Consider the following 17,375-nt stretch of genomic DNA (forward strand, 5'->3'; position numbering starts at 1 on the left):
ATGGGCAGGCAAAGCCGATCGCCGACAGCTCGAACCGAAGCCGGCTGTTCCGCGAACCGCGGAACCATCATCGAGTAGTCCTGCGCCGAAGGTCTTGACCCACGGCAGACGGATCTGACTGGAGAGAGACAATGGGCACTTTTTTCTACGTGGTCCTGGCGTTCCTGGTAGGCGTGTTGGTCGGCTGGTTCATCTGGGGGCGTCTGCGCGGTGAACTCGACAGTTTGCGCGGCGACGTCGATCGCACCCGCAGCGAGCGCGACAAGCTGCGCGCCGACAGCGACCGCCTGACCGGCGAACTCAATGCATGCGGCAAGACCCGCTCCGATCTCGAGCGTCAGCTGCGCGAGGCGCAGGCCTCGTCGGGCGCCGGCGGAGCAAAGGCGTCAAGTCAGCCACCGGCAGCCCTGATGTCGACGCCTGCCGTTGGCAAATCCGCTCCGGCGACAGCCAAGCCAGCCGCCGCGAAGGCCGCCCCGGCAAAGACGGCGCCGAAGCCCGCGGCGGCCAAATCCACAACCGCTTCGGCACCGGCGGCCAAGGCTTCGCCGACCAAGGCTCCAGCGACCAAAACTCCGGCGAAGACCTCGGCCGCGCCCAAGGCAGCGCCCGCCGCAAAGAAGGCCGCAACAGCAGCAGCCAAGCCGGCGTCGGGCAAGCCCGACAATCTGCGCCGGCTGATCGGCATCGGCCCGGTCAACGAAAAGCTGCTCAAGGCGCAAGGCGTTACCAGCTTCGCCCAGATCGCCGCCTGGACATCAGCCGACATCAAGCGGATCGAGGACGTCATGAACTTCGACGGCCGCATCGCGCGCGAACGCTGGATCGAGCAGGCCAAGCTGCTCGCTGCCGGCAACGAGGCCGAATTCGCCAGGCAGTTTCCAACGGCCGGAACCGCCAGCAACACCTGAACGATGGGGACCATGTGGCGGCGGCGCCAAGGGCGCCGCCGCTTTCTTTTTGATCGCAAGGTTCGATGCGGCAAAGGTCGGCTTTGAGGGACAGGGTGCCGTTCCCTCGATTGCGTGCGCCCGGCCCCCCATATAGAGCGATCGTCGGCTACATCGATCCCGGTTCCCATGTCCCTGCCCGCCGCAATTTTCCGCAACGACGAAAGCGCGCGCCAGCTCGTTTTCGAGCGGCCGGCCGATGTTATCGTCGCGCACGAGGCCAAGGATTTCCCGGCCGCGTTGCAAGCAGCGCAGGCCGCGCACGACGCCGGCAAATGGCTGGCCGGTTATTTCTCCTACGAGGCCGGTTACCTGCTCGAGCCGAAACTCGTTCCCCTTCTCCCGGGCCGGCGCCGGGCCCCGCTGGTCTGCCTCGGAGTCTTCGATGCTCCCGATGAAGAGGCGGTGCCGCCGCCAAGCACGCCGACCAACGGCCCGATCTTCGATGCAAGGGCGACGTGGTCGTTCGAGGACTACGAGAAGCGGTTCTCGCGGCTGCACCGGCACATCAGGCAAGGCGATTGCTACCAGGGCAACCTCACCTTTCCGGTGCAAGCGCAATGGTCCGGCGATCCGCTCGCCGCCTTCGACGCGCTGACCGAACGCCAGCCGGTGAAATATGGCGCGCTGGTCGCGCTCGGCGATCCCATCGTTCTGTCGCGCTCGCCCGAACTGTTCTTCGAGATCGATGCGGCGGGGAGGATCGAAACGCACCCGATGAAGGGTACCGCACCGCGCGGCGCGACAAGGGACGAGGACGAGCGGCAGAAGAATTTCCTGCGCAACGACGAGAAGAACCAGGCCGAGAACCGGATGATCGTCGATCTCCTGCGCAACGACATATCGCTGATCAGCGAGGTCGGCACGCTGGAGGTGCCGGAACTGTTCCGCATCGAGACCTACCCGACCGTGCACCAGATGGTGAGCGACGTCAGGGCCCAGCTGCTGCCCGGCCTCTCGATACGCCAGATCTTCGCGGCGCTGTTTCCCTGCGGCTCGATCACCGGCGCGCCGAAGATCCGCGCCATGGAGATCCTGCACGATCTCGAAGGCACGCCCCGCGACGTCTATTGCGGTGCCATCGGTTGGATCGCACCCGGCGGCACGATGCGCTTTTCCGTGGCGATCCGTACCATCTCGCTCTTTGCCAGCGGCGAGGCCGTCTACAACGTCGGCGGCGGCATCGTCTTCGATTCGGTCGCGAAAGAGGAGTACCAGGAATGTCTGCTCAAAGCCCGCTTCGCGACGGGGACGCCGCCGATTTCGAGCTGATCGAGACCATGCGCTGGGAACCCGCCTCGGGTTTCCTGCGCCTCGATCGCCATCTTGCACGTCTTTATGCATCGGCGGCGGAACTGGGCTTCAGCTATGATCCGCAAAAGGTCGGCGAAGCCCTGAGCGGCGCAGTCGATCGATCACCCATCGCCATACGCACGCGGCTCGCTCTGTCGCGCGATGGCGAGGCCAACGCCTCGGCGCAGCCCTATGAACCGCTTGCCGCCGACAAGGTGTGGGCGCTGCGGCTGGCATGGACGAGGCTCGCTTCGAGCAACATGCTGCTGCGCCACAAAACCAGCCGGCGGCAGCTCTACACCCATGCCCGCTCCGAATATCTCATCACCCAGGCCGATGAGGTGTTGCTGGCCAACGAGCGCGGCGAAATCTGCGAAGGCACGATCACCAATGTCTTCGCCGATTTCGGCGACGGCATCCTGGCGACGCCCCGGCTCGATTGCGGCCTGCTGCCTGGCGTATTGCGCGCGGTGCTTCTGGATGAAGGCCGCGCCACTGAAGCGATCTACAGCTTGGATGACCTGAAATCCGCCAAGGCGCTGTTCGTCGGCAATTCGCTGCGCGGGCTGATCCCCGCCAGGCTGGCGTGACCCAAGCCCGGAGAATGCAATGTTCGTCGTGTCGCTGAACTACAAGGTGCCGCTGACCGAGATCGACCGCTTGGCGCCAGGCCATATCGAGTGGCTGGAAGCCTGTTACGCCGAAGGCATCTTCGTTGCGTCCGGGCCTAAGCGGCCAAGAACCGGCGGCGTCATCATCGCACGCTGCTCCCGCGAACTGCTCGATGCCAGGTTGGCAGCCGATCCTTTCGCCCAGGCGGGCGCCGCCGACTACGACATCACCGAATTCATAGCGCGGATGACCGCCGCCGGTTTGGGCTCGTTCAAAGAGGCATGAGTTTCCGGCAACCTACCCACACGCCCTATGATGGCTCGTCGAAACTCTTCACCATCGGGCTGAAGCCGCTCGACCCCGCGAACTGGATCGAGGTCGACGGTCACCTGCTGCCCTATCTCGCCGAAAAGCGCCGGCTCTATGACGAAATCCCCGCGCGCGTCTTCGTCGAGGAGGACGGCACGCGCGCTGCCCAGCAAGAGGTGCTCGACTTGCTCGCCGCCTACCTGCCGGAAAGATTTCCCGACACCCACCGGCGCAGCGATGCGGGCGTTGCGGTCGTGGGCACGACGAGCCATCCCGCCATCCCTTCCAGCCTCATCGGCGCTCCCTTGGTCGCGGCCTCGCTGCTGGTCCAGGAAGACCTGATCCTCATGCGGCGGGGCGAAGACGGCTGGCGTCTGGCCGCGGGTTCGCTGTGCTTTCCTTCGTCCTGGTCGCTCACCGAAAAATTCGGCAGGCCGCTGCAGCGGATCCACGAGCCGGTGCCGGGCTTCGGCCCGGGCACAAGGCCGGCCGATCTCATCAACCGGATGTTCGATGGCCTGCAGGGCCAGGCCGTCGAGCGTTACAATTGGTCGATCCAGTCAGGCGACGCGCTCTACCATCCGTTGTCCAATGTCGAGCGCATCGACCGCGCGACCAGCCGGCCGACGCGTTTCCGCGACGGTGACGTCAAGGCGCACGCCTTCATCCGCGTCGAGCGTCAGACGCTGCGCAAACTGCCGGCTTCGCGCGATGTCCTGTTCACCATCCGCATCCATCTCGACCCGCTCGCCGTGCTGGCGCGGCACCCGGAACGGGCAACGCTGGCGGTCTCCTTCGCCGACCAGCTCATTGCGCTGGACCAGACGCAGCTTGACTACAAGGGCCTGACCGCCGACCGTGACAGACTGGCGGATTATCTGAAAGCCATGGCCCGGGGGTAAAATGTCTGTTCGCAATCTGCCACCGCTTGTCGGCGCGCTTGTCTTCGTTGTCGCGGCAGCTCAAGCCGAGCCTGTGACTTATGCCGGCAAAATCGGATCAGCCGACATCGTCGTCGAATTCACCAGCGATCCGTCGGCGTCGGACGGGCCGCTCGCCGGACGCTATTTCTACCGCTCGCAAGGTGTCGACATCCCACTGCAGGCTAGGCCGCGCAAAGGGCGCCGGTTCGAACTGGCGGAGGAGGAAGTGTGCGGCGCCGAGCAATGCGGCAATGGTCAGGCAGCACCCGCCGCAGCCATCTGGCGCCTTGCCTCGGCTGACAAGGGCAAGACGCTGGAAGGCACCTGGAACGGCAAAAAGACGCGGCCCGTGAAACTGACCCGGATCTCGGCCCGCGAACAGACGCAGACGCCGGCTTCGCGCCCGTTCGACCTCCATGATTTCACCGAAACTAAATTCTTCGGCGACGACGCGCCGATCACCATGGAAGCGTCGCCCTACGATTATCTGCGGCTGGATTTTGCGCCCAAGGTCGGCAACAAGGCCGGTTGGCCGGATGCCTCCTACAGCTACGTCGTCGATCCCCGCACCAAATTTGCCATGCCGCGCATCGTCGAACTGTCAGGTGAGACGTCGGCCGAAGCGGCGAATGCCTTGCTGCAAAACCGGCACTGGCACGCCAGCCTCGACGCATTGAACTGTGCCGCCCTTCGTTACGCAGGCTTTTACGAGGGCAGCCCTGTCGCCACCACGGATGACGGCACGCTCGGCGGCTATGAGGACAGCACGTCCGAGGTCACTTCGCTGACCCCGCAACTGATGAGCTGGCGGGAATCCGGCAGCCTCTTTTGCCGTGGCGCGTATCCGAACAACTTTTCGGCCGCCTACACGATGGATATCCGCCGCGGCGCTCTGCTCGGTCTCCAGGACATGTTTACCGACACCGTCAACGGCAAGCCCGGCCCCTCGCTGATCGCCTTCGTCGACGAACGGCGCAAGAAGCGAACGGAGCCGACGGATGCCGGTTTCGAGGCTGAATGCGGCACCGACGAACTGATTGGCGAATATCTCGCCGCAAGCGTCAAACGCGACGGCGACACGCAACGCCTGGTCTTTGGACTGCAAAGTCTTCCTCATGCCATCCAGGTCTGCGGAGGCGACTTTCTGGAATTGCCCGCCGCCGATGCCAGCGCCCTGTTGAAGCCGGAATTTGCACGATTGCTTGGCCGATTATAGCCAGGAAAGCGCATCGAGAGCGCAGTGGCCCAATCGGCCGCGGCAGGTTGGCGTCCTTAACCAAGTGGCCAATGGTGCCCGGGCTGTGGTTGGCGCTTTTTGCTGGTTTGTGACAATGATCTGTGATGTAGCGCATGGCCGCCGGCCAAAAAATGCCCGGTTTTGCGCGTGTTTCCCGGTTTCCTGGGTTTTGAAGGAGTGCTCGATAAAATGGCGAATGAAAACTGGCCCGTTTACGGTGAGATCACCGGCCCCGTGGTGATGATCGGCTTTGGTTCGATCGGACACGGAACGTTGCCGCTCATCGAACGCCATTTCAAGTTCGACAAGTCGCGCATGACGGTCGTCGATCCGCGCGATACCGATCGCAAGCTGCTCGACGAGCGCGGCATCACCTTCGTCCAGGAAGCGGTGACCGAGAAGAATTACAAGAAGCTTTTGACGCCGCTGCTGACCAATGGCGGTGGCCAGGGCTTTTGCGTCAACCTGTCGGTCGACACCGGCTCGGTGGACCTGATGCGACTCTGCCGCAAGCTCGGCGTGCTTTACATCGACACCGTCGTCGAGCCCTGGCTTGGCTTCTATTTCGACGCCAAGGCCGACAATGCCAGCCGCACCAACTATGCGTTGCGCGAGGCGCTGCTCAAGGAAAAGCACGACAAGCCCGGCGGCGCCACCGCCGTCTCCACCTGCGGTGCCAATCCCGGCATGGTGTCCTGGTTCGTCAAGCAGGCGCTGGTTAATCTGGCCACCGATCTTGGCATGGAGTTCTCCGAGCCGGCGCAGGAAGACCGCGAGGGCTGGGGGAAACTGATGAAGAAGGCCGGGGTCAAGGGCATCCACATCGCCGAACGCGACACCCAGCGCACCAAGAAGCCCAAGCCGATGGATGTGTTCTGGAACACTTGGTCGGTCGAGGGCTTCATCTCCGAGGGATTGCAGCCGGCCGAGCTCGGCTGGGGCACGCATGAGACCTGGATGCCCAAGAACGGCAAGAAGCACAAGCACGGCTCCAGGGCCGCGATCTATCTGGAGCAGCCTGGCGCCAACACCCGCGTGCGCTCCTGGTGCCCGACGCCGGGACCGCAATATGGCCTGCTGGTGACGCACAACGAGGCGATCTCGATCGCCGATTTCTTCACCGTGCACTCCAAGAAGGGCAAGGTTCAATACCGCCCGACATGCCACTACGCCTATCATCCCTGCAACGATGCCATGCTGTCGCTGGACGAGATGTTCGGTGCCGCCGGCAAGCCGCAGCCGGTGCACCACGTGCTCGACGAGAACGAACTGGTCGACGGTGTCGACGAACTCGGCGTCCTGCTCTACGGCCACGACAAGAATGCCTACTGGTACGGTTCCCAGCTGTCGCTTGCCGAGGCGCGCAAGCTGGCCCCCTATCAGAACGCCACCGGCATGCAGGTCACCTCGGCGGTTCTGGCCGGCATGGTCTGGGCGCTGGAAAATCCGGCCGCCGGCATCGTCGAGGCCGACGAGATGGACTACAAGCGCTGCCTGGACGTGCAGTCGCCCTATCTCGGACCGGTCAAGGGCTACTATACCGACTGGACGCCGCTCGACAGACGCCCGGGCCTTTTCCCGGAAGACCTCGACCGCAGCGACCCGTGGCAATTCCGCAACATCCTCGTCCGATAGCATCACCCGGACCATGTGCCATTGCCTTGCAATCGCCCGGAAATCGGGCGATTGAAGGGATGCGGCCTGGGGTGGCGATGTGCGTCCGTTGGACGCTTAAAGCATACCCCAGCACTTTGGACGTTCGCGTCGTGCTTCCCAGAAATCGGCCCGATTTTTGGACCGACGCGTTTGGAGAGGATTTCATATGACGATTGCGCGCAAAGTTCTTTCGATGGGCATGGCGGGTGCCCTTGCCTCGATGCTTGCTGCCTGTGCCACCAGCGGTCCCGACCAGCCGCCGATGGCTGCCACGCCGAAAGGCGTCGAAGGTTCCTGGATCGATGCCAAGGGTACCGGCCTGTCGACCTTCACCGGCGGCGGCACCTTCACGACCGTCGCCACCGACACGGGACAGAAGCTTGCCGACGGCAGCTACACGATGACCGGCGCCACGTCGGTGCAGATCAACGGCACCTCGCTGATCCGCCAAACCCCGGTGAGCTTCAATTGTCTGATGGTGTCTACCAGCCAGCTCAACTGCACCAGCTCCGCCGGCCAGAATTTCGTGCTGACGCGGCGCACCTGAACCCGGCGAACATTCCAGTCACAAAGGACGGCGGCCGCTTGGTCGCCGTCCTTTTTTGCGCCTGGAAATACCGCCGCATTTCCGCTTGCGTCAGCCGGAACGCGATGGGAACATGATCGAAACGCTGGCTGTACTATCCCAGTCAAGCAAGGGCGTAGACGCGTCCGATCAGCCTACCGGGAGACGAAGATGAAGAAGCTTGCCGCCATTGCCGCCCTTTCCGCGTCGACGCTTGGCCTGTCGGCCGGGGCATCCTTTGCCGACTACACACTGAACATCCTGCACATCAATGACTGGCACAGCCGCATCGAAGGCAACAACAAATATGAGTCGACCTGCTCTGCCGAGGAGGAGACCAAGGGCGAGTGCATCGGCGGCGCCGGCCGGCTGATCACCGCCATCGCCCAGGAACGCAAGAAGCTGGAAGGCCAGAACGTGTTGCTGCTCAGCGCCGGCGACAATTTCCAAGGCTCGCTGTTCTACACGACCTACAAGGGCAAGGTCGAAGGCGAGTTCCTCAACGACATGAAGTTCGACGCCATGGCGCTCGGCAACCATGAATTCGACGACGGCGAAGCCGCCCTTGCGCCCTTCCTCGACATGATCAAATTCCCGGTGCTCGGCGCCAACGTCAAGGCAAACGCGCAGTCCAAGCTCGGCGACCGCGTCAAGCCGTCGATCGTGATCGAGGTCGGCGGCCAGAAGATCGGCATCATTGGCGCCGTCACCAACGACACGCCCGAACTCGCCTCCCCCGGCCCCAACATCACGATCGAGGACGACGTCAAGTCGATCACGGCCGAAGTCGAGAAACTTAAGGGAGAAGGCGTCAACAAGATCATCGCCGTCACCCATATAGGCTACAACAGGGAACGCGACATCATTGCCAAGATCCCCGGCATCGACGTCGTGGTCGGCGGCCACAGCCACACGCTCCTGTCCAACACCGATCCGAAGGCGGCTGGCCCCTACCCGACCATGGTCGACAACCCTGGCGGCTACAAGGTTCCGGTGGTGCAGGCGGCGTCCTATTCGAAATATCTCGGCGAGTTCAAGGTGGTGTTCGACGACAATGGCGTCGTCAAATCGGCGAGCGGCGACCCGATCTATCTCGACAAGTCGATCACGCCCGATCCCGCGGTGCTCGCCCGCATCAAGGAACTCGGCGCGCCGATCGAGGCGCTGAAGAACAAGGAAGTGGCCGAGACGACCGACGTGATCGACGGCAGCCGCGAAAGCTGCCGCGCCAAGGAGTGCGAGATGGGCAATCTCGTCTCCGACGCCATACTCGACCGCGTCAAGGGACAGGGCGTCGAGATCGTTATCTCCAACGGTGGCGGCCTGCGCGCCTCGATCGACAAGGGGACCGTCACCATGGGTGAGGTGCTGACCGTGCTGCCGTTCCAGAACACGCTGGCGACCTTCCAGATTTCCGGCAAGGATCTGGTCGCCGGGCTCGAAGCCGGTCTCAGCCAGATCGAGGACGGCGCCGGCCGCTTCCCGCAGGTCGCGGGGCTCAAATATTCCTTCGACAGGTCGGTCGCGCCCAATGCCGGCCGCGTGAAGTCGGTGGAGGTGATGGAAAACGGCGCCTGGACGCCGATCAATCCCGACAAGGATTATCTGGTCGCCACCAACAACTATGTCCGCCAGGGCGGCGACGGTTACAAGGTCTTCGCCGAAAAGGCCAGGAATGCTTATGATTACGGCCCTGGCCTCGAACAGGTCGTCGCCGACTATCTCGGCGCCCACCGGCCCTATACGCCAAAGCTCGACGGCCGTATCACCGAGATCGCCGCGACGACAGCGGCAGCTCCCGCCGCCGAGCCGGCCAAGCCTGCCGAACCAGCAAAGCCCGCGGAGACCGCACCGGCAGCGCCGGCACCGGCCGAAGCCGCCAAACCGGCCGCACCGGCGATGCCTGAACTGCCTGCCAACTCAGGCGATATCGCCAACACGCCGCCAGCCATATCGACGGAAAAGGCACCCCCGCCGCCGGCACCTGCCGAGACCGCTCCCGCGCCTGCCGCTCCCGCTTCGGCGGCGCCAGCAGAACCGACAACGCCCGCTGAAGCCGCGCCAGCCACCGGCAGCCATGTCATCGTGGCCGGCGATACCTACTGGGATCTGGCAAAGAAAGCCTATGGCGATGCGACCAGGTGGAAACTCATCTATGAGGCGAACAAGGGTCAAAGGCCGCATCGGCTTGCGCCGGGCGCGACACTGACCATCCCCGCGAAGTAACCTCATTTCGCTTCCAGCGAGAACACCCGCCGGGGAAACCTGGCGAGTGTTCTTTTTCCAGACGGAAAGGCGGTATGGTGCGGCCAGACGCAGCATTGAAAAGCGGCGCGCCATCACTAGTTTCACGCCGTCTCCGGAGAACCCTTATGACGCCTACCAATGTTGTCGACCCCAAGACGGTCAAGCCGGTCGCCGCGACGGCGGGACACGCGCCGGCCAGGGCCGGCAAGGTCGGCGTCATGCTGGTCAATCTCGGCACGCCCGACGGTACCGAATTCAAGCCTATGTGGCGCTATCTCCGCGAATTTCTGTCCGACCCGCGCGTCATAGAGCTCAACAAGGCGATCTGGTATCCGATCCTCTATGGGCTGGTACTGACCACGCGGCCGAAGAAGTCGGGTGCCAACTATGCCAGGATCTGGAACCGGGAGAAGAACGAGTCGCCTTTGCGCACCTACACGCGCGCGCAATCCGAAAAGCTGACCGGGGCATTGCGCGACTTGCCCAATGTCATCGTCGACTGGGCGATGCGTTACGGCAACCCTTCGACATCAAGCGTCGCCGAAAGGCTGGTGGCGCAAGGCTGCGACCGCATCCTGAGCTTTCCGCTCTATCCGCAATATTCGGCGACCACCACGGCAACCGCCAACGACCAGCTGTTCCGGGCGTTGATGAAGATGCGCGCGGCACCTGCCGTCCGCAGCGTGCCGCCCTACTATGCCGAGCCGGTCTACATCGAAGCGCTCGCCAGTTCGATCGAACGGCATCTGGCGACGCTCGATTTCGAACCGGAGGTGGTCATCACCTCCTATCACGGCATCCCGAAACCCTATTCCGACAAGGGCGATCCCTACCGGGCGCATTGCCTGCATACGACGCGGCTGCTGCGCGAGAAACTCGGCTGGGGCGAGAACAAGCTGATCACCACCTTCCAGTCGCGCTTCGGGGCGCAGGAGTGGCTGCAGCCCTACACCGACAAGACGGTCGAGAAACTGGCCAAGGACGGCATCAGATCGATTGCCATCGTCAATCCAGGCTTTTCCGTCGACTGCATCGAGACGCTGGACGAGATCGGCCGCGAAGCAGCCGAGACCTTCCATCATGCCGGTGGCGAAAACTTCGCCCACATTCCTTGTCTCAACGACAGCCCCGAGGGTATGGCGGTGATCGAAGCAATGGTGCGGCGCGAACTGTCGGGCTGGGTCTGACGCCGGAACAACACAAGCTCCGAAGCGTTGAGCAGCGCCTCCGGAGAATTCAATGCTCCGCAAACTCGACCTCAGCACTGGCCGGCCCGTCTGGTCCGCCTATCGGGCGCCCGCGGTGCCGACGGGCAGTCTGATCCGGGACGTCAAGACCGATGTGCTGATCGTCGGCATGGGCATCAGCGGCGCCATGATGGCCGAGGCGCTGACAGCGGATGGTCACTCCGTGATCTGCATCGACCGGCGGGGGCCGCTGAAAGGATCGACAGCGGCAACCACGGCGCTGGTGCAGTTCGAAATCGACCAGCCGCTTTCGGCTCTGTCGAGGATGATTGGCACGGCCCAGGCACGGCAGGCCTGGCGACGTTCGCGGCTGGCTATTTCCAATCTCGCCGCCCGCATCGCCGAACTCGGCCTCAAATGCGGCATGAGCCGCACCCAATCGCTCTATTTGGCCGGTACCGCGCTCGGCCCCTCGGAACTCCGGGACGAAACCGAGGCGCGGCAGATGGCCGGCATCGGCGCGACCTATCTCACACCGGCGCCATTGGCCGAAACATTCGGCATCGATCGCGCTGGCGCCATCCTAAGCCATGGCAACATCGCGCTCGACCCGCGCAAGCTGACGGCCGGGTTGCTACTCAAGGCTCGGGAGCGCAAGGCACGTCTCTATACGCCGGTCGAAGCGGCGGCGATCAAGGACAGTGCCGACGAGGTGATCGTGACGACCAGGGATGGCCCTGCCATCACGGCACGGCATGTTGTCCTGGCCACGGGTTACGAACTGGTCGACATGGTGCCGGCGGCTGCTCACCGGGTCATATCGACATGGGCGATCGCAACCCGCCCGCAAACGCGAAAACTCTGGCCGGGTGCGGCGTTTGTCTGGGAAGCTTCCGATCCCTATCTCTACGTCAGGGCAACGGTCGACGGCAGGGTCATCTGCGGCGGCGAGGACGAGGATTTCATCGACGAGACGCGGCGCGATGAACTGATCGGCGACAAGAGCGCACGCATCGCCGCAAAGCTAGGCCTGATGTTTCCGCATCTCGACGTCAGGCCCGAATTTGCCTGGGCCGGCTCCTTCGGCATCACGACGTCAGGCCTGCCCTATATCGGCGCCATTCCCAGGCACCCGCGCATCCACGCCGTGTTGGGTTATGGCGGCAATGGCATCACCTTCTCGCGGATCGCTGCGGAGATCGTCTCGGCGTCGATCGACGGGCTTGAAGACACGGATGCAAGCCTGTTTGCCTTCAACCGCTGAGTGTATACTCGCAAACAATCCCTCATCACCTGATTGTAACGTTCTTGAAACACACTTAAGTCTTTGGTGAAGTTGGCTGCGCGGGAATGGCTTGCGCGGCCTGCCTCTGAGGGAGAGCCAAATGGATTTCAGTGGTTTCGATATTGCGATCGTTGTTCTTGTCGCGCTTGTCGTGCTGGTGCTGTTCAAGGGCATCAAGACAATTCCGCAGGGATACAACTATACCGTCGAACGCTTTGGTCGTTATACCAAGACACTGAGCCCCGGCCTCAACCTCATCACGCCGTTCGTCGACCGCATCGGCGCCAAGATGAACATGATGGAACAGGTGCTCGACGTTCCGAGCCAGGAGATCATCACCCGCGACAACGCCATCGTCGGTGTCGACGGCATCGCTTTCTACCAGATCCTCAATGCGGCACAGGCCGCCTATCAGGTTGCCGGCCTGCAGAACGCCATCCTCAACCTGACGATGACCAACATCCGTACCGTCATGGGTTCGATGGACCTCGATGAGCTGTTGTCCAACCGCGACGCCATCAACGAGCGCCTGCTGCGCGTCGTCGACGAGGCGGCGCACCCGTGGGGCATCAAGATCACCCGCGTCGAGATCAAGGACATCAACCCGCCGGCCAACCTCATCGAATCGATGGGCCGCCAGATGACCGCCGAGCGCAACAAGCGCGCGCAGATCCTGGCCGCCGAGGGCCTCAAGCAGTCGCAGATCCTCGAAGCCGAGGGCCGCAAGGAAGCCGCCTTCCGCGATGCCGAGGCGCGCGAACGCTCCGCCGAAGCCGAAGCCCGCGCCACCCAGGTCGTGTCGGAAGCGATTTCCAAGGGTGACGTGCAGGCGCTGAACTACTTCGTCGCCCAGAAATACACCGAGGCGCTGGGCAAGATCGGCACCGCCACCAACAGCAAGATCGTGCTGATGCCCTTCGAGGCGTCGTCTCTGATCGGCTCACTTGGCGGCATTGGCGAAATCGCCAAGGAGGTCTTCCGCAGCGAAGGCACGACCGGTGCGCAGAGGCAGGCAGCCCGCCCGCCGGTGGTCCGCCCGAGCGAGAATTGAGATAGGCCACTCTCATGATCGACCGCATCGTTTCTGAACTCGGCCCGTGGAACTGGATGGTCCTGGGCTTCGTGCTGCTGGTGGTAGAGGTCATCGCGCCGGGCTTCTTCATGCTTTGGATCGGCATCGCCGCTCTGATCGTCGGCGCGGTGTCGCTGCTGGTCTGGGGTGCCGCCATTTGGACATGGCAGGTCCAGGTGCTGCTCTTCCTCGTGCTGTCGCTGGTTTCAGCCTTTGCCGGCAAGAAACTCATGGGCGGACACGACCAGCCGAGCGATCAGCCGCTGCTCAACCGCCGTGGTGCGCAGATGATCGGCAGGATGGCGACGCTCGCCGAGCCGATCCGCGACGGCCGCGGCCGCATCAAGCTCGGCGACACGCTGTGGCGGGTTTCCGGCCCGGATTTGCCCGCCGGCACACAGGTGCGCGTCACCGCCGCTGCCGACACCGACCTGGAATTGACGGTGGAACAGGTCTGAGTTTCCGGCCCCCAATACCTGAATAGCACCGGCACGAGGTGTGTTGAGATTCAGGTCAGGCCGAGCCGAGAATGGTGGCTTCCGAGAACCGGAGCGGAGCGGGCATTAAGTCCGTGAGCTCAGTTCTACTGCGACGCAGTAGAACGGGGAAGCGCAGGAGGCTGCCGTCCGCAGGCCGGCCTGACCTGAATACCGACACGCCTTAGGCAGCGCCGATGCGCAACAGGTCATGGAAATGCACCACGCCCAGCGGCATGTTGTTCCTGGTCACCACCAGCGCGCCGATATTGTGCTCGTTGAGCAGCGCGATGGCCGTGCCTGCAAGCGTCTGCGGGTCGACCGTCTTGGGCGTGCGGGTCATCACGTCGTCGACGATGACGTCGGCCAGGTTGCGGTGCAGGTTGCGCGCGACATCGCCGTCGGTGATGATCCCGGCCAGTTCGCCATTCGCGTCGACGATCAGAACGCAGCCGACCTTCTTCTGCGACAATGTCATCACAGCTTCCGGCATTTTGGTGCCGAGCGAAGCCAGCGGCATCTGGTCGCCGGCCCGCATGATCTCGGAGACCATGGTCAGGTTGGCGCCGAGCTGGCCGCCGGGATGGAAGGTGCGGAAATGGTCAGGCGTGAAGCCGCGCGCCTCGAGCAGCGCAATCGCCAGCGCGTCACCGATGACCAGTTGCAGCAGCGTCGATGTCGTCGGCGCCAGGCCATGCGGGCATGCCTCGGGGGTGCGTGGCAAAAGCAGCACCACGTCGGCCGCGCGCGCCAGCGCCGACGTCTCTCCGGAGGTCACGGCGATGAGCGGGATGGAGAAACGCCTGGAATAGGCGACGATGCCCATCATCTCCTTGCTCTCGCCCGACCACGAAATCGCGATGACGGCGTCGTCCTTGGCGATCATGCCGAGATCGCCATGATTGGCCTCGACGGGGTGGACGAAGAAGGCCGGCGTGCCGGTCGAGGCCAGCGTCGCCGCGACTTTCGACCCGATATGGCCGCTTTTACCAATACCGGTGACGATGAGCCGGCCCTCGATCTTCGAGATCATCTCGACGGCCTGGGCAAAGGGTGCTGCCAGTCCGTTCTCGAGTGCCTCGGCAAGGGCCGCGATCCCGGCCTGTTCAGTTGCCACCGTTCTCAGCGCCGATTCGATCGACGCTTGCCTGTCCAGAGGCTTCTTATCGAGAGGTCTCGCATGCATGGATCATGCGATTAGCGCTTTGCCGCCCGCCTGTCCAACGGAAATGGCCCTCCGGCATCAAGGTCGAGTGTGCGGCGGTTGGAGCAAGGACAAGGATCAAGACAGAGGGCACGACCCGGACCGGCATTGTCGCCCGCGAAAATCGCGTTCGAGCCGGGGGGGATGCGTGCCGCCTCAACCCTCCATTAACCATCCCCATTTACGGTTCGGTAAGTATGGCGCGCATGCGCCGCGCAAGCAGTGGTGGCGATGTCCGGGGTCCAGCCAGAAAAATTGAGAGGACGACGGGACAAGGCGGCCTGCGCCTTGCTGCTGGCGACCAGCATCCTTGCCTTGCTGCGCCCTGCGCCCCTCCATGCCCAGGAAACGGAACTGCGTGGAGAAGTATCCGAATCGGCGATCCTGTCCGACCAGCAGCGCAAGGCGGGAAGCCTGGTTCTCGCCCAGCAAACGGCGGCCAACGCTGACGCGCGGGACAATGCGCCGGCGCGCACCTATTTGCCGGCCAGCGCCGACGCCGTGCCTGACGACACGGACGCCGCGAACTCGACCACCAGCGTCTTCGACCCGCCCCAGGCTAGCGACGATACCTCCGCTGATGCGCCCACGCAGCCCAAGCCGCGCCGCACTTCGATCGCCAGGCAGAATGCGGCCGACAAGGCAAAGGACAGGGCGGCCGACAAGTCGAAGAAGAAAAAGAGCACTACGGCGGCTACGGATCCAACCACCACTGCCACGACGGCCACAACGGACGACACCGACAGCATCGCGGCGGATCAGGACGCGGCCAACCGCCGTGCACTCACCATCGACAGTGCGGACAGGCAGAAACTCGACGCTGGCGCCGAGCGCACCACTGCGATCGAGGGCCGGAACAAGAAACCCGAGGACGATCCGTTCGCCGCCACCGGGGTCAAATGGGGCTCCTTCGTCATCCGGCCGACCATCGAACAGGGATTGACGGCCACGACGAACGGCGACTCAAGCAGTGCCGGCACATCGGCGCTGCTGTCCGAGACGGCGCTGCGCTTTACCGCCGCTTCCGACTGGCGTGAAAACTCCGCGACCATCGACGGCTACGGCATTTTCCGCGAAACGGTGTCGGGCTACCGGGTTCACGATGCGCAGGGCCGCATCGAAGGCCAGCTCAATGTCGACCTCGACAAGGAAATGCGCGCCATCGCCAAGCTCGGCTACGAAGCCGTGCCGGAATCCGCGTCTTCGCCCGATGCCATCGCCGGCGTCAGCACCCAACCCCTGCGGCAGTCGATCGACGGCAGCATCGGCGTCGAGAAGGCGGTCGGCAAGATGCAGTACACATTGACCGGGGCGGTCTCACACGACTTCTATGGCGACGCCAAGCTCTCGGACGGCACCTCGCTGTCGCAGAAAGACCAGGACAACACGCTCTACACAGCAACCTTGCGCACCGGCTACGAGATTTCCCCGGCGCTCACGCCCTTCACCGAAATCGAGGTCGGCCGCCGGGCCTACGACCAGCGCATCGACAATGAAGGCTTCGAGCGCTCCTCGACGCGGCTTGGCGCCCGCGCGGGCCTGCAGCTCGACATGGGCGAGAAGCTGTCGGGTGAATTCTCGGCCGGCTGGCTCAGGGAAGCGGTCGACGACAAGAGCCTGGAAGCGATTTCGGGGGCCACCGTCAACGCGGATGTCAAATGGTCACCGCAACGCGGCACCATGATCGGCTTGACCGGCAAGACAACTGTCGAGACCACGACCACGTCAGGCGAAAGCGGCGATATCCTCTACTCCGGACGCCTGACGGGCGAACGTGTGATCCGATCCAATCTTACCGCGAATGCGGCTCTGGGCCTGGACTGGCGCGACTATGTCGGCATCGACGGCCATGACAGGATTTTGAGCGCGGAGGCCGGACTGACTTGGTGGCTGAACCGGTATGCCGGCCTCACCACCCGGGTGAGAACCGAGAAGCTGACCAGCAACCTGCCCGGCCGCGACTACACCGCCAACAGCATCTACCTCGGCGTGAAAGTGCAGCGCTGAAGGCCTATAAGCTTCGTCATCCTGGGGTCTCCGCGACGTCGCTACGCTCCTGCTTTGCCCGAGGATGACGAAAGTGCGGTGACTAAAATGCGGCCCCGCGGCGCTCGGATGGGCTCACCTCGTCGAGAAGCGTGCGGATGACGCCGGCCATGTTCTCATTCATGTCGCTGCGCCACAGCGCGAAGGCGACATTGGCCTCGACAAAACCTTCCGGCGAACCGCAATCGAAGGTGCGGCCCTGATAGTGGTAGCCGTAGAAGGCCTGCTGCTTCTCCAGCTTCAGCATCGCGGCGGTGAGCTGGATCTCGTTGCCGGCGCCCTTCTCCTGCCCATCCAGAATCCCAAAGATCTC

General features: G+C 63.6%; 15 protein-coding genes and 1 pseudogene. 14 read left to right on the forward strand and 2 right to left on the reverse strand.

Going from position 1 to position 17,375, the window contains the following annotated elements; all coding sequences use genetic code 11:
• Window positions 1–131 precede the first annotated feature (131 nt).
• The 13 genes from FJ492_RS13215 (at window position 132) to FJ492_RS13275 (ending at window position 13,794) form a co-directional block, all read left to right on the forward strand.
• Window positions 132–911, forward strand: a complete 780-nt coding sequence (locus FJ492_RS13215) for a proton-conducting membrane transporter (RefSeq protein WP_140770231.1) — start codon at window positions 132–134, stop codon at window positions 909–911.
• 168 nt (window positions 912–1,079) lie between these two features.
• On the forward strand, window positions 1,080–2,222 hold the full coding sequence (locus FJ492_RS13220) for an aminodeoxychorismate synthase component I (RefSeq protein ID WP_140712782.1): 1,143 nt from the start codon (window positions 1,080–1,082) through the stop codon (window positions 2,220–2,222).
• Window positions 2,171–2,833: an aminotransferase class IV family protein gene (locus FJ492_RS13225; protein WP_140770233.1), complete on the forward strand. Its 663-nt coding sequence runs from the start codon at window positions 2,171–2,173 to the stop codon at window positions 2,831–2,833. The genes FJ492_RS13220 and FJ492_RS13225 overlap by 52 nt, the downstream gene beginning before the upstream one ends.
• A gap of 19 nt (window positions 2,834–2,852) precedes the next feature.
• Complete coding sequence (locus FJ492_RS13230) at window positions 2,853–3,140, forward strand: YciI family protein (RefSeq protein ID WP_140770235.1); 288 nt, start codon at window positions 2,853–2,855, stop codon at window positions 3,138–3,140.
• Window positions 3,137–4,066, forward strand: coding sequence for a DUF3445 domain-containing protein (locus FJ492_RS13235; RefSeq protein ID WP_140770237.1), 930 nt, complete (start codon window positions 3,137–3,139; stop codon window positions 4,064–4,066). Before FJ492_RS13230 ends, FJ492_RS13235 begins: the two co-directional genes overlap by 4 nt.
• 1 nt (window position 4,067) lies before the next feature.
• Entirely contained in the window at window positions 4,068–5,303 is a 1,236-nt protein-coding gene (locus FJ492_RS13240) for a hypothetical protein (RefSeq protein WP_140770239.1), read from the forward strand.
• A 210-nt stretch (window positions 5,304–5,513) separates the two neighbouring features.
• Window positions 5,514–6,959 carry a homospermidine synthase gene (locus FJ492_RS13245; RefSeq protein ID WP_140770241.1) on the forward strand — a complete coding sequence of 482 codons (1,446 nt, stop codon included), beginning with the start codon at window positions 5,514–5,516 and terminating at the stop codon, window positions 6,957–6,959.
• A gap of 187 nt (window positions 6,960–7,146) precedes the next feature.
• On the forward strand, window positions 7,147–7,527 hold the full coding sequence (locus tag FJ492_RS13250; protein ID WP_027146250.1) for a hypothetical protein: 381 nt from the start codon (window positions 7,147–7,149) through the stop codon (window positions 7,525–7,527).
• A gap of 189 nt (window positions 7,528–7,716) precedes the next feature.
• Complete coding sequence (locus FJ492_RS13255; protein WP_140770243.1) at window positions 7,717–9,771, forward strand: bifunctional UDP-sugar hydrolase/5'-nucleotidase; 2,055 nt, start codon at window positions 7,717–7,719, stop codon at window positions 9,769–9,771.
• A 146-nt stretch (window positions 9,772–9,917) separates the two neighbouring features.
• Window positions 9,918–10,979 carry a ferrochelatase gene (gene hemH, locus FJ492_RS13260; protein ID WP_140770245.1) on the forward strand — a complete coding sequence of 354 codons (1,062 nt, stop codon included), beginning with the start codon at window positions 9,918–9,920 and terminating at the stop codon, window positions 10,977–10,979.
• A gap of 52 nt (window positions 10,980–11,031) precedes the next feature.
• The gene (locus FJ492_RS13265; protein WP_140770247.1) at window positions 11,032–12,243 is read left to right on the forward strand and encodes an FAD-binding oxidoreductase; all 1,212 of its coding nucleotides are present in this window, start codon (window positions 11,032–11,034) and stop codon (window positions 12,241–12,243) included.
• 121 nt (window positions 12,244–12,364) lie between these two features.
• Window positions 12,365–13,315, forward strand: a complete 951-nt coding sequence (locus tag FJ492_RS13270) for an SPFH domain-containing protein (protein WP_140504234.1) — start codon at window positions 12,365–12,367, stop codon at window positions 13,313–13,315.
• Window positions 13,316–13,329: 14 nt separating this feature from the next.
• Window positions 13,330–13,794: an NfeD family protein gene (locus tag FJ492_RS13275; protein WP_140712798.1), complete on the forward strand. Its 465-nt coding sequence runs from the start codon at window positions 13,330–13,332 to the stop codon at window positions 13,792–13,794.
• Between the two features lie 202 nt (window positions 13,795–13,996).
• Here FJ492_RS13275 and FJ492_RS13280 read toward each other — a convergent pair whose 3' ends face one another.
• Window positions 13,997–14,998: a KpsF/GutQ family sugar-phosphate isomerase gene (locus FJ492_RS13280; RefSeq protein WP_140712800.1), complete on the reverse strand. Its 1,002-nt coding sequence runs from the start codon at window positions 14,996–14,998 to the stop codon at window positions 13,997–13,999.
• Window positions 14,999–15,247: 249 nt separating this feature from the next.
• On the opposite strand from FJ492_RS13280, the gene FJ492_RS13285 reads away from it, so the two are divergent.
• Window positions 15,248–17,023 carry an outer membrane beta-barrel protein gene (locus FJ492_RS13285; protein ID WP_181166651.1) on the forward strand — a complete coding sequence of 592 codons (1,776 nt, stop codon included), beginning with the start codon at window positions 15,248–15,250 and terminating at the stop codon, window positions 17,021–17,023.
• A gap of 82 nt (window positions 17,024–17,105) precedes the next feature.
• Here FJ492_RS13285 and FJ492_RS13290 read toward each other — a convergent pair.
• A pseudogene (locus tag FJ492_RS13290) lies at window positions 17,106–17,375 on the reverse strand (UTP--glucose-1-phosphate uridylyltransferase); the annotation flags it as partial.

It is taken from the genome of Mesorhizobium sp. B2-5-4 (assembly GCF_006441095.1).
Taxonomy (GTDB): domain Bacteria; phylum Pseudomonadota; class Alphaproteobacteria; order Rhizobiales; family Rhizobiaceae; genus Mesorhizobium; species Mesorhizobium salmacidum.

What these genes read in the sequence shown, in the direction of transcription:
- FJ492_RS13215 (WP_140770231.1), top strand. Translation starts at nt 132, where the DNA reads ATGGGCACTTTTTTCTACGTGGTCCTGGCGTTCCTGGTAGGCGTGTTG.
- FJ492_RS13220 (WP_140712782.1), top strand. Translation starts at nt 1,080, where the DNA reads ATGTCCCTGCCCGCCGCAATTTTCCGCAACGACGAAAGCGCGCGCCAG.
- FJ492_RS13225 (WP_140770233.1), top strand. Translation starts at nt 2,171, where the DNA reads ATGTCTGCTCAAAGCCCGCTTCGCGACGGGGACGCCGCCGATTTCGAG.
- FJ492_RS13230 (WP_140770235.1), top strand. Translation starts at nt 2,853, where the DNA reads ATGTTCGTCGTGTCGCTGAACTACAAGGTGCCGCTGACCGAGATCGAC.
- FJ492_RS13235 (WP_140770237.1), top strand. Translation starts at nt 3,137, where the DNA reads ATGAGTTTCCGGCAACCTACCCACACGCCCTATGATGGCTCGTCGAAA.
- FJ492_RS13240 (WP_140770239.1), top strand. Translation starts at nt 4,068, where the DNA reads ATGTCTGTTCGCAATCTGCCACCGCTTGTCGGCGCGCTTGTCTTCGTT.
- FJ492_RS13245 (WP_140770241.1), top strand. Translation starts at nt 5,514, where the DNA reads ATGGCGAATGAAAACTGGCCCGTTTACGGTGAGATCACCGGCCCCGTG.
- FJ492_RS13250 (WP_027146250.1), top strand. Translation starts at nt 7,147, where the DNA reads ATGACGATTGCGCGCAAAGTTCTTTCGATGGGCATGGCGGGTGCCCTT.
- FJ492_RS13255 (WP_140770243.1), top strand. Translation starts at nt 7,717, where the DNA reads ATGAAGAAGCTTGCCGCCATTGCCGCCCTTTCCGCGTCGACGCTTGGC.
- hemH (WP_140770245.1), top strand. Translation starts at nt 9,918, where the DNA reads ATGACGCCTACCAATGTTGTCGACCCCAAGACGGTCAAGCCGGTCGCC.
- FJ492_RS13265 (WP_140770247.1), top strand. Translation starts at nt 11,032, where the DNA reads ATGCTCCGCAAACTCGACCTCAGCACTGGCCGGCCCGTCTGGTCCGCC.
- FJ492_RS13270 (WP_140504234.1), top strand. Translation starts at nt 12,365, where the DNA reads ATGGATTTCAGTGGTTTCGATATTGCGATCGTTGTTCTTGTCGCGCTT.
- FJ492_RS13275 (WP_140712798.1), top strand. Translation starts at nt 13,330, where the DNA reads ATGATCGACCGCATCGTTTCTGAACTCGGCCCGTGGAACTGGATGGTC.
- FJ492_RS13280 (WP_140712800.1), bottom strand. Translation starts at nt 14,998, where the DNA reads ATGCATGCGAGACCTCTCGATAAGAAGCCTCTGGACAGGCAAGCGTCG.
- FJ492_RS13285 (WP_181166651.1), top strand. Translation starts at nt 15,248, where the DNA reads ATGTCCGGGGTCCAGCCAGAAAAATTGAGAGGACGACGGGACAAGGCG.